The 11,269-nt window shown below is 58.6% G+C and carries 10 protein-coding genes; 3 read left to right on the top strand and 7 right to left on the bottom strand.

Going from position 1 to position 11,269, the window contains the following annotated elements; genetic code table 11:
* Positions 1–44: 44 nt before the first annotated feature.
* The 5 genes from mshL to BN4575_RS12110 all read right to left on the bottom strand — a co-directional run bounded on the left by mshL (position 45) and on the right by BN4575_RS12110 (position 4,211).
* Positions 45–1,715 (bottom strand): pilus (MSHA type) biogenesis protein MshL, encoded by a 1,671-nt coding sequence (gene mshL, locus BN4575_RS12130; RefSeq protein ID WP_068978343.1) that lies wholly within the window; start codon positions 1,713–1,715, stop codon positions 45–47.
* A 70-nt stretch (positions 1,716–1,785) separates the two neighbouring features.
* Positions 1,786–2,115, bottom strand: a complete 330-nt coding sequence (locus BN4575_RS12125) for a SctD/MshK family protein (protein ID WP_042019675.1) — start codon at positions 2,113–2,115, stop codon at positions 1,786–1,788.
* Entirely contained in the window at positions 2,108–2,755 is a 648-nt protein-coding gene (locus tag BN4575_RS12120) for an MSHA biogenesis protein MshJ (RefSeq protein WP_068978342.1), read from the bottom strand. The genes BN4575_RS12125 and BN4575_RS12120 overlap by 8 nt, the downstream gene beginning before the upstream one ends.
* Positions 2,755–3,348 (bottom strand): PilN domain-containing protein, encoded by a 594-nt coding sequence (locus tag BN4575_RS12115; RefSeq protein WP_068978341.1) that lies wholly within the window; start codon positions 3,346–3,348, stop codon positions 2,755–2,757. Before BN4575_RS12115 ends, BN4575_RS12120 begins: the two co-directional genes overlap by 1 nt.
* Entirely contained in the window at positions 3,348–4,211 is an 864-nt protein-coding gene (locus tag BN4575_RS12110; protein ID WP_068978340.1) for an MSHA biogenesis protein MshI, read from the bottom strand. The genes BN4575_RS12115 and BN4575_RS12110 overlap by 1 nt, the downstream gene beginning before the upstream one ends.
* Positions 4,212–4,297: 86 nt before the next feature.
* Between BN4575_RS12110 and BN4575_RS12105 the strand changes: the two genes are divergently transcribed.
* Positions 4,298–5,221 (top strand): 1-aminocyclopropane-1-carboxylate deaminase/D-cysteine desulfhydrase, encoded by a 924-nt coding sequence (locus tag BN4575_RS12105; protein WP_068978339.1) that lies wholly within the window; start codon positions 4,298–4,300, stop codon positions 5,219–5,221.
* Positions 5,222–5,235: 14 nt separating this feature from the next.
* Here BN4575_RS12105 and BN4575_RS12100 read toward each other — a convergent pair whose 3' ends face one another.
* Entirely contained in the window at positions 5,236–7,164 is a 1,929-nt protein-coding gene (locus BN4575_RS12100; protein ID WP_068978338.1) for an EAL domain-containing protein, read from the bottom strand.
* 512 nt (positions 7,165–7,676) lie between these two features.
* On the opposite strand from BN4575_RS12100, the gene BN4575_RS12095 reads away from it, so the two are divergent.
* On the top strand, positions 7,677–9,203 hold the full coding sequence (locus BN4575_RS12095; RefSeq protein ID WP_068978337.1) for an EAL domain-containing protein: 1,527 nt from the start codon (positions 7,677–7,679) through the stop codon (positions 9,201–9,203).
* Here BN4575_RS12095 and BN4575_RS12090 read toward each other — a convergent pair.
* Complete coding sequence (locus tag BN4575_RS12090; protein ID WP_068978336.1) at positions 9,200–9,850, bottom strand: class I SAM-dependent methyltransferase; 651 nt, start codon at positions 9,848–9,850, stop codon at positions 9,200–9,202. The two genes, BN4575_RS12095 and BN4575_RS12090, sit on opposite strands and share 4 nt — an antisense overlap.
* A gap of 274 nt (positions 9,851–10,124) precedes the next feature.
* Between BN4575_RS12090 and BN4575_RS12085 the strand changes: the two genes are divergently transcribed.
* Positions 10,125–11,222 carry a calcium:proton antiporter gene (locus BN4575_RS12085; protein WP_042019692.1) on the top strand — a complete coding sequence of 366 codons (1,098 nt, stop codon included), beginning with the start codon at positions 10,125–10,127 and terminating at the stop codon, positions 11,220–11,222.
* The last annotated feature ends 47 nt before the right edge of the window (positions 11,223–11,269 follow it).

Here is an 11,269-nt window from a genome sequence, read left to right as displayed (position 1 = left end):
CACCGGCCGTTCGGGATAAGGGCGACCGCGTCGTGTGTCATGGCTTAGCCCTTGGCCGGATACCACTTGTCGAGCAGATCGGAGGATCGTTTTAGCTCATTCTGCCAGGTATCTTTCTCCACCACGGTTGGTTTGAGCATGATCACCAACTCTACCTTCTTGGTGCTTTCACGGCGGTTGGTAAAGGCCTCGCCAATCCAGGGGATGTCACCCAACAGCGGCACCTTGCTGACGATCTCCTGCTTGTCAGTCTTCATCAGACCGCCGATGACGATGATGTCGCCGTTATTGGCCTGCACCACGGTATCGGACTCGCGGATCGAACTCTTGGCGAGCGGCAGTTGCAACTTGCCACCCGAGGTGCCCATGTCGATCACCTTGTTTTGCTCTTCGGTATCGATAACGGAGGGATGGATGTGCAGCAGCACCTTACCCTCTTCATCGATCTGCGGCGTCACGTCCAGCGCGATACCGGAGAAGAAGGGGGTCAGCTCCACATTGGGCGTCTTGTCTGTGCCCGTCGAGGTAGTGGTAATGGTGGTGGACGCATTGGTGACGTAATACTCGTCCGTCCCCACCTTGATCACCGCCTTCTGGTTATTGGTTGCGGTGACACGGGGGCTGGAGAGGGTATTCACATCACCCTGGGTCTTGAGCAGGTTGACCGCCACGTTAAAGTTGCCGTCGGAGATGGTAAAGCCTGCACCGCCCCCCAGCGCGCTGAAAATCTGGTTAGGTGTGGTGGGCAACCCTGAATTAGCCGCCGAGCCACCACCGGTGATTCCCTTGTTGCCATCCCAGCTGGCGGAGAGACCGCTCCAGTCCACCCCCTGCTCGTAGCCTTCGTTGAGGGCCACTTCGATGATCCGCGCCTCCAGCACCACCTGACGCTTGAGGTGGCTTTCGGACTGGGTGAGGAACTCACGGACCGCCTTGAGCTCTTTCGGGTAGGCACGAATGGTGACCAGACCCGCCTGCGGGCTGGTGATCACCGCGCGGCCGTCACCGCTGCCGATCAGGGTCTGCAGGGAGTCGCGCAGATCGGTCCAGTAGTCGCTGTTGGTATCGGTCTCGATACGGGTGCCGTTGTTGTTGTCACCGCCCGAGCTGCTGGATGAGCTGTTGCTGCCGCTGTTGTTGGACGCACTATCAAAACTGCTATCGCTGCTGCTGTTATTGCTGTCATTGGCGGTCACCCCGCCAGTGCTGACCGAGGTGCGGGAGAGACCACGACGGGACATCATCAGGTAGTTGACCGGGATGGTCTCGGTGCGCAGGCCAGCCGGATAGATATGGAATATATTGCCCTTGCGCTGCACATCGAAGCCATACATGTCGCCCACTACCGCCAGTACTTCCGGCAGGGTCACATCCTTGAGCTCGACCGACACCAGCCCGGCAACCCCGGGATGGACTGCCACGCTATAACGGGAGCCCTTGAACAGGGAACCGAAAAACTCCACCGCTTCCACATCATTGGCCGCAATCCGCAGCCGCTTCTCAGGCATGCCAACCGGCATCTGGGGCCGGTTCAGCTGCAGCAATTCGCTCTGCACCGACTTGGGCAACGCGGTCAGAGGGGCAGCCTGCTTCTGCTGTTCGTTCATGGCATGCTTGAGCGCATCCTTGGCCTGGGTCGGCTCGGGGTGCTGATACGTGGTACAGCCCGCGGCCATCATGGCCACGGTGATCAGACAGAGACGGTGTGTTTTCATGTAATTAGGGCACCCTGACTTGCAATTAAACTCGATAAAACAGGCTCACCTCACAGGAGGCAACACCGATTCAAACCCGGATCTTGCTGGCAAACAGTGCCACCGTATGGCGTTTTCCCGCCTTTTCCAGCACCACGGCATCGGCATTGATGGCCAGCAGCATATAGCCATCCACCTGCTGCCCGACCCGATAACTCTTGCCATTGAGCACTGCCAGTGCTGGGCCATTACCCAGTATGACGCTCTGCAGCTTCGGCAACCCGGCACTGCTCTCGCCAGTCGCTCTGGCACCGACCGCCACATCCGCCAGCGGTGCAGTGGGATCCTGCAATACCTCGACCGGCTCCGCCTGTACCAGCACGCTGAACAGGCAACAGCACAATGCAAACACTCTAGCCACGGATAAACTCCTTGCTGGTACTCAGGGTGTAGATCTCCATCTCCACCACAGCGCTGGGATAAGCCTTGACCTGATAGTCGAACTGCTTCCAGTAGAAGTGGCGCGGCAAGGCTTCCAGCGCTTTAAGATATTGATAAACATCGAAATAGCCGCCTTCCAGTTGCAGCCGGATACCGTGTTTATAGAGATTGACCTGCTGCTCTCCCGCCATCAGCGGGGTCGGCTCCAGCGAACTGAGGGCCAGCATATGAAGATTGGCGGAGCGGGAGAGTAACGCCTCCAGCACCAGCGGCATCTCGTGGGCCGGGATCAGATCGACGGTCTGAGCCTTGAGCTCACCATCGACCCGGGCCAGATCGACCGCCACCTGCGCCAACTGGTCGTGAACCCCCTGGTTGGGATCCCGCTTGAGCCGGGCCTGCTTGCCGAGGTTTTCCAGCGTCATGATTTCGAGGTCGCGCTCGGCGGCGCTCAGGGCGATGCGATCCTGTTGCAAACGGATATCGGCGTCATCGAGCCAACCATAAAATCCGGCAGCCCCCAGCAACACCAGACCGGTCAGCAGCATTAACACCCGCTCCCGCTGGCTCAACACTGCGATCCGCTGACTCCATGCTTGCCATTGTGCTTTCAGGTTCATCAGGGTTTCTCCCGCGCGATGCCGCTCAACTGGAAGGTCAGGCGACCCTCCTTGTCACGGCTCAGGGTCAGTTCACCAAACTCCTTGCCCACCAGACTCGGGGTCTGCTTGAAGCGGTTGACCCAGGCCGGCACATCCTGACTGCGGCCAGCAAAGCCGGAGAGGTTGATCCGCCCTTCGTTGATTTCAATACGCTGCAACGAGAGGTTGCTGTTGCGAATACGGGACAAGTCCGCCATCAGGCTGGCGTAGCCCTGAGATTTTTGCAGGGTCAGGCTGCCCAGCTGGCGCATCAGCCCCTGCTTGGCGGTCAGCTCATCCTGCTGGTTGGTGAGTTGCTGCTGCAAGCGGGGATCCGCCTGATGGCGGGCCAACTCGGCGTCCAGTCGCTGGGCCTCGTCGCGTTTGAGATCCAGTTCAACATTGCGCTGCGCCAGCGCCCGGCTGACCTGTTGCTGCTGCCAGCTGTAACCGACGCCAGCCAGCAAGATCAGCAGCAGCGCGCAGCCCCATACCAGCGCCATCTGATTGAGGCTGGCCCACTGCCGTTTGGGGCGAAACTCGGCGCCATAGAGGTTTATCTGACGTTTCATCACGCATCCTCCCCGATAGCGGCGGCATAGGCCGACAGGTACTCGACCCCGGCCAGCACCGCTTTGTTGGCCATGGCGGAGACGGCAAAGCCGAAGGTCTGTTCCATGTGGCGTACAAGGGTACCGATAAAGGGCGAAGCGACGGCAAACTGCATCTGCCCCAGCTCGGGCAGTTTGAGCTGGCCCGCCAGATAGTCAAGAGAGCGCTGGATCTCCAGCGCCAGCGAGTCGAGCAGCATGCTGTCCGGCTCATGTTCCCCGGTCAGGCTGGTAAAACCGCGCAGCTGGCGGGAGAAGCAGAGCCCTCCCTGATGGAAGACCAGCAGTTGCAGATCCTGCCCCTTCGGCTGCCACAGCAGCATGCGCACCGTCTCGTCCGCGTCATAAAGAGAGGTCAGTGCCAGCTCATCGCTGATGATGGATTGCAGGGTGGCAATACCATTGATGGCATCGGCCAGCTGTTGCACTCGGCTCTTGGGCAGGCAAATCACATTGATGCGCGGACGACCAGCTGGCGCGGTCGGCAAATCGACATAATCCATTGCCAGTTGCAGCACCGGCTCGCTGACATAATCTTTTACCGCCCAAGGGAGCGCCCCCGCCATCTCGGCATCGGGCACTGCGGGTTTGTCGATCTGGATCTGTTGATAAAGGCTGGCGGCGAGGGCTACCCGCACCTTAGACTTGGCCAGCCCATGACGACTGAACAGCTCATTGATGGCAACAGCCCACTCCTGTGGGCCGTTAATAGAACGAGTCGCAAAAACGGGGGAATTGCCCACCGCTGCCAGCATGATCCTGTCATTGGCCAGCAACAGCCCCACCTGGCGGCTTGGCGTCGATCGCCTGAACAGTTGTTTCATGTAAGCTCGCCCATCAATAGTGGTTAAATGTGTGAAATATTAACATAAACAGCAAATTAGCTTCCATATAAAAGACGGACTCACCATTGCAAGCCAACTTCCCAGCTGAGTCAGATGACACCGCTAACCTGCCCTCGCCCCTGCAACGCCTCCATCACCCCTTGCTGCACCGCTATGGTGTCGAGCTGTGGTGCAAGCGGGATGACCTGATCCATCCAACCATATCAGGCAACAAGTGGCGCAAGCTCAAACATCATCTGCTGCACGCCAAAGCGCAGGGCAAGCAGCATCTGCTGTCGTTTGGCGGCGCCTACTCCAATCATATCCACGCCTTGGCGGCGGCAGGGCGCCAAGCTGGTCTTCGCACTACCGGTATCATACGGGGCGAATCCTATGCCGTCAGTAACTCTACCCTGCAGGATGCCAAGTGCTGGGGCATGGATCTCGTTTTCGTTGACCGCCAGAGTTACCGGCGACGGCAGGATCCCGACTGGCTAGCCCAATTTGCTGCCAGCGACACCCTGATCGTGCCGGAAGGGGGCAGCAGCCCGCTGGCCATCCCCGGTGTCGCTGAACTGGTCAGTGAAGTGCCATTTTCACCAGATCTCTGGGTATTGCCCTGCGCCAGCGGCGGCACCCTGGCAGGGCTGATTGCAGGCAAGCGACAACAAGAACAGATCCTCGCCATTGCGGTGCTCAAGGGAGGTGGCTTTATCGCCGACGAGGTGTGCCGCCTTCATCCTGCGGCCACCACTATAGCTGGCTGGCGGATCGCGCTGGATCACCACGATGGTGGCTACGCCAAATTTAGCCCAGCCCTCTGGCAGTGGGTGCAGGATTTCAGCGCCCAAACCGGCCTGCCCCTTGAGCCCATCTACAGCGGCAAGGCGATGTGGGGACTGTTTCGCGAATTGGCCGCCGGACGCATCGCCCCCGGCAGCAAGATCGTCTTTATCCACACCGGTGGCATGCAGGGATTGGCGGGCTTGAAAGAGCAAGGCCGCCTCTAAGCCGCAACCCTCTTTCAGGCTCTGGCTGGCTCAATGAACAGCCGCTGAGGCGGAGCAAACCAGGGGCCCTGACCGGCATGCACCCCGAGGTGGCGCAGCATCTTCCACTCGTCGCCACTCTCCACTCCCACCGCCAGCACCCGGGTGCCGGTATTGGCACAACCCCCTACCAAACTGCGCACCGCCATCTGGTTCACCTGACGGAGATGGATCTCCCGCACCAGACTGGGATGCAGCTTGAGAAAGTTAATTTCAAACTCTTTGATGTACTGGGTACTCACCACATCCTGACCGGCGTGATCGATGGCCAGCCGACAACCGAGCATCCGCAGGGAGCGCAGCGGCCGTTTGAGCGCCTCAAAATGGCGAGTGACCTGGGATTCTGACAACTGCAGAACCAACCGCTCGTTGGTGCTGCGGGGTAGCTGGAACAGAGCGAAGAACAGCCAGCGCTGAAACTCGCGGTTGAGCAGGCTCTGGGCACTCAGGGTCAGGCTAATGGGGCAACTCTGCTCGGGACGCTGGCGCAGCAAGAGCAGGGTCTGCTCTGCCACCCAGCGATCCAGTGGTAACAACAGCCCCACCTTCTCCGCCATCGGCATGAAAATCCCCGCCTGCAGTGCCCGTCCCTGCTCGTCATGGAGATAGGTTAGCAACTCCTGCTGCAGCACCACCTGGTCCCGATCCTGCTGGATCGGCTGGCTATAGAACTCGATGCCCTGCTCTTCCAGGCGACGGCTGATCAGGGTGCGCCAGCGCACCGAGCCCTTGCTGCTCTGCTCCTCATTCAACTGCTTCTCATAGAGGAACCAGCCATTGTGGCCCTGCAGGCGGGCACTCTTGAGGGCCAGCTCAGCCTCCTCCTGTACCTTGAGCAGGCTATCTTCGGCCTGATAACAGACGGCACCGAGATACACTGCCGTTTCGGGATTGACTGTCTGTGGCCAATGCAGCCGTTGTAGGCTCTTGAGCAGCTGGTTCGCCCCCTCCACCATTTCGCTCTCTGACATATTGGGCAGCAACACGGCAAACACTTGTCCGGCATAACGGGCCTGCAGAGCACCGTTATGTTTACGCACGAAAGCACCGATGGTGGCACTCGCTTCCAACAGCAGGTCACGGCTCTGCAGCTCGAGCGGCTCGGACTCCAGCTCTTCAAGGCAAGCGAGATCGATCAGCAACACGCCACCACTCATCACGCTCGCCTCCATGATGGCGCTCTCCAGCCGGTTGTCAAAAAACAACCGGTTGCCGATACCGGTCATCTTGTCGACATAGGCGTTGCTGCGGATAAAGTTGTCGAAGCGGCTGCGCTCCTTGCGAGCATCCGCCAGCTCGGCGAGCAGGTGGTCGAGGGCCTGACTGGCGGCCACCGGCCACTCTTCGGCGGGGTCATGATTCAGCTTGGAGAGTTTGTCATCGAGGATCAGCTGGGCGCGAATGCTCAACAGCTCGGCACCGCGCAACTGCTGGCGCAGCCAGCGGATGGAGTACCAGAGACCGAACACCACGATAAAGACGCCGAACGAGATGCCGGACATCGCCCTGATGGAGTACTCCGCCTCCTTGAAGGGGCGCTCCAGCTTGAAATTGGCCTGCATGTCGGCCTGATGGGGTAACGGCAGGCTGTATGGCTGCAGCAGCTGTTCATCGACCGCATCCTGCACGTTGCGGAACCAGTAGACCCGCTGGTCGTTCTGACGAACCTCCAGCTCCACCACATGGGCGGCTCGTAACAGGGTGGGCAGCCAACGGCTCATATCCTCCATGTCATGAGCCACATCCAGCTGCTTGTCGATCACCTCGACCAGCGCATCAACCTTCTTTTGCTGCAACTCCATGCCCAGCTGGCGAAAGCTGAACACCCCGCCAATCAGCACGGTTGCCATGGCGGCAATCACGCACAGGGTGATAAAGGAGACAAGCTGTGTTGTGAGTTTCATGCACCTTTCCGTATGCCCGGTACCATCCATGTGACCTCATGCTAGCAGCGACGTCAGCACCGCAGCTATGGATGAAGATCCCGCTTCTGCAATTTAAGCGGGCAGCATAACCAAAGCACGGTGAGAATACCAAGAATGGGGGGAGGTGATGCGGTGCTGATGCGGTACCAGGGGAGATAGCTGGCAGAAAAATGGTCCCTCAAAGGGGACCAAAAGGAACACTCATATCAAAACTAACACTCTGTGCTACTGATAAAAAAACAGATACAGGAGTATTGAACACACGGTGAGTCAAACCGTACTGTCACTTTAATCCAGTTCGGATAAGCCGAGCAATTGTCATTTCTGACAGGTCAGCGATTGAATCTTGCGTGAAAATAATAAAAATCATTACAAATCAAATAAATAACAGGGAATCCAATCAGTTTGGTAACTCTGATTCAAATTGATTGTACTAATCCATTATGATGACAATATCCAACTGTGTCTTATGAAACTGGCAGGTACTCCCTTTGCGTATATCTCCCGTCTGGATCTCTCTGTTGCTGTTCGCCCTGCCTATCGTGGGTAGCCAGTCTCTCGGCCTGTGGTTTGCCAAGCCGATGGCCTTCCATCTGCTGGAAAATAAGGTCACCGAGCTCAAAGAGGCAATGGCAGAACGCCACAGGGAGCTGGATGCCGCCATCAACAAGCAACTGGCACAGTTTAACTTTGACTGTGGTGCCAAGGACATGATGCTGCTGCGCGATCCCCGCTTCTACAGCAACCACATCCGCCTGCAGGGGCTGGAGCTCGCCTCCGGTAACAGCTGCTCCAGTCTGGGGGTGGGGATTACGATGCTCAAAGATGCCCAAAACAACGGGCAGAAGTACGGTAAATTGGGGATTACTGCTACCGTGGCCAAATTCAATACCGAGCAGGAGCTGGTGGCCTACTACCAATCCGGCGGCAACCTCGCCTACTGGGTACTGGATAACAGCTGGAGCCACGAGCAGCTGCAACACCCCTGTACCAACTGCTTCTATATGGAGTTCAGCCGGCAGGCTCCCGATGCGGCCACCGTTCACTTTCCACGCGGCGACAAGACCATCAAGCAGGAAGAGAACAATAGCAGCCTGAGTTTCTACGACCCGAATGAACTCACCAGAAAGACGATCTGGGCGGGAAAAGCGCTGGAGCAATATGCCCATGACCAGCTCAATCACTACGGCCTCTGGTCCGGCATAGTGCTAGGCGCCCTGCTCAGTGCCGCGTACTGGCTACTACGCAACTACCGGCGCTCCCTCAAGGGACTGCTACAAACGGGGCTAGCCAAGCGGGAATTTGTGCCTTTTTACCAACCAGTGGTGAATAGCCAAACTCGCCAGGTTGTTGGCTTTGAGGCCCTGCTGCGCTGGCAACGTGGAAACGAGTTAATTCCTCCGGGTTCCTTTATTGACTATGCGGAGGAACAGGGGCTGATCCTGCCGATGACCGAGCAGTTGCTGGAGCAGGTGATCAGCGACCTGCCGCTGCTGGCGCCGGAGCAGTGGGTCAGCGTCAATCTGGTCGCAACCCATATCGAACAACCACTACTGCGCCAGCTGCTGGCAAAACACCATAACCCCTCCCCTGACCGGCTCAATTTTGAGCTGACCGAACGCAAGCCGATCCATGATATCAAGGCGGCTACCGAGGAGATCACCCTGCTGCAGCAGATGGGCTATCACTTCAAGCTGGATGATTTTGGTACCGGCTACGGCGGCTTTGCCTATCTGCAAAGTCTGGGGATCCGCCAGATAAAAATCGACAAGATGTTCGTCGATACCATAGGCACCAACGACCTCAAGCGCAGCGTACTGGATGCCATCATCGTCTTCGGTCGGGAATCGGGCATGGAGATGATCGCCGAAGGGGTCGAGAGCCAGCTGCAGGTCGACTATCTGAGCCAACACGGCGTCTATCTGATCCAGGGCTACTTCTTCGGTAAACCCATGCCGCTAAAGATGTTGCCGCGCTGGCAACAGGAGTGGCAGCTGCAACACCGCGAGGCCAGCTAGCGCAGATATTGCAAGATCTGACCGCGAAACGGCTGGGCAAGCTGCTCGACATCATCAGGCTGGTGCTGGCTGTGCCGGTAACCCAGCCCGGCCATCAGCCGGGTAAAGCGCCCCTGCTGACCGCGACCCGGATCCACCAGGATCACCTTGCAGCTTGCCTTGGCATGTTGCTCGATAAAGGCGGCCAGCGTCTCCACATGACCGCGCTCATAGAGCAAGTCGCTGCCGATGATCAGGTCGAAGCAGCCCAGATCGGTGGCGGCATCGGCCCAACCGGTACGGGTGAAGGGGATCTCGGCCCCCTGATTAAGCAACACATTCCGGGCCAGAAAGGCACCCGCCTCGGGGTGATAGTCGGTGGCCGTGATGTCGGCATGACGATGATTGAGCACCAGACTGGCCAATCCGATGCCGCAGCCCACCTCCAGAATCCGCAGTCCTGTCACCTCCTGACACACCATCTGGCTGGCCAGCACCCGGCCAGAGTCCCAGACAATCCCGAACAGCGGCCAGAAGGCCGAGGAGATGCCGAGTGCCTCTGCCTCGCCCCCATCGTCGGAGAACTGCTGATTGTCGCGCAATGTGCGCAGATGGATATCCAGCTCACCAAATTCGATGGTGTGGTAACGCAGACGAACCGCTGACATAAGCACCCTTATCGCGGGGATAGCAGCCACAGCGGCAGGATTGCCGCAACGACCGCTACCTCGCCATGCTACCCCTGCACGGGCCCGATACCTATCCCTATCGGGGGGAGCGACCCACCCCCTTCAACCGCTCATTTACATTCCGCAACAAAATGATCTGCCCGGATGGGGGTCACTGCCTTTATCATAAGGGGCTGGTTATCGCGCAACCGATAACTACGCAGCCTGTTTATGTCATCCGGTCGCTCAGACCCCCAGAAGAGAACCATTGCCTATGAAGACATTTATCCGGCAAGAGATTGCCCTGCCCGTTGGCCTGCTGACCCTGCTCTTTTTCAAGACCCTGGGCAGCGACCTGCTGACAGAGACAACTCCGCTCGCGATTTATCTTCCGGTCTCACTGGCTCTGCTGGCCGTCGTTACCTGGGCCATCTTCTCGGTGGTGCGCCACTCCGACGCCCTCGCCATCAAGCTGGGCGAACCCTTCGGCACCCTGATCCTCACCCTGTCGGTCATTTCGCTGGAGGTAGTGATGATCTCCTCGGTGATGCTGACCGGCGAGCCCAATCCCACCATGGCCCGCGATACCATGTTTGCGGTGGTAATGCTGGTGAGCACCGGGCTGGTGGGGTTCACCCTGCTGTTTGGCGGCTGGCGCTACCACACCCAGAGCTTCAATCTGGACGGGGTCAAATCCTATCTGGTGGCCATCATCCCGCTGGCGCTGCTCTGTCTGGTGCTGCCCAACTTCACCCGGGGCGGCACGGTCGGCAGCATGTCGAGCCCCATGTCATGGATGTTGATCATCATTTCAGTCCTGCTCTACGGGGTCTTTTTGCTGATCCAGACCCGCAGCCACAGCCACTTCTTCGTCGACAGCGATCACGAGGATTACGAAGAGCACCACGGCCCGCTGCAGAGCAACGTCTATCACACCCTGCTGCTACTCGTTTATCTGGTGGTGGTGATCCTGCTGGCCAAGACGCTGGCCATCCCCATCAACTACGGGGTACATGTGATGCAGGCCCCTGCAGCACTGGGTGGCTTTATCGTGGCCTGTATCGTGCTGGCGCCCGAAGCGGTCGGTGCCATCAAGGCCGCCTTCAACAACCAGTTGCAGCGGGCAATGAACCTCTACTTCGGCTCGGTGCTGGCCACCATCGCCCTCACAGTACCGGCGGTACTTCTTATCGGCGCCATCATGGGTCAAGAGGTGCGCCTCGGGCTCTCCGCCGCCGACATGGTGCTGCTGGTCACCACTCTCATGGTCTGTAAAGTGACCTTCAGCAGTGGCCGCACCAATGTGCTCCATGGCGCGACCCATCTGGTGTTGTTTGTCGTTTACCTGTTCCTGATGTTCGAGCACGAATAACAGGCGCCAGCACCTATCCCGGTGCTGTTCGTCGTCTATCTGTTCCT

It is taken from the genome of Aeromonas sp. EERV15 (assembly GCF_900079845.1).
In the GTDB taxonomy this organism is placed as follows: domain Bacteria; phylum Pseudomonadota; class Gammaproteobacteria; order Enterobacterales; family Aeromonadaceae; genus Aeromonas; species Aeromonas sobria.
This window is presented reverse-complemented; position numbering and strand designations above follow the sequence as displayed.

Bases quoted from the DNA above. Each gene is read 5' to 3' on its own strand.
- BN4575_RS12120 (WP_068978342.1), bottom strand. From the start codon at position 2,755: ATGAACCTGAAAGCACAATGGCAAGCATGGAGTCAGCGGATCGCAGTG.
- mshL (WP_068978343.1), bottom strand. From the start codon at position 1,715: ATGAAAACACACCGTCTCTGTCTGATCACCGTGGCCATGATGGCCGCG.
- BN4575_RS12100 (WP_068978338.1), bottom strand. From the start codon at position 7,164: ATGAAACTCACAACACAGCTTGTCTCCTTTATCACCCTGTGCGTGATT.
- BN4575_RS12115 (WP_068978341.1), bottom strand. From the start codon at position 3,348: ATGAAACGTCAGATAAACCTCTATGGCGCCGAGTTTCGCCCCAAACGG.
- BN4575_RS12110 (WP_068978340.1), bottom strand. From the start codon at position 4,211: ATGAAACAACTGTTCAGGCGATCGACGCCAAGCCGCCAGGTGGGGCTG.
- BN4575_RS12085 (WP_042019692.1), top strand. From the start codon at position 10,125: ATGAAGACATTTATCCGGCAAGAGATTGCCCTGCCCGTTGGCCTGCTG.
- BN4575_RS12090 (WP_068978336.1), bottom strand. From the start codon at position 9,850: ATGTCAGCGGTTCGTCTGCGTTACCACACCATCGAATTTGGTGAGCTG.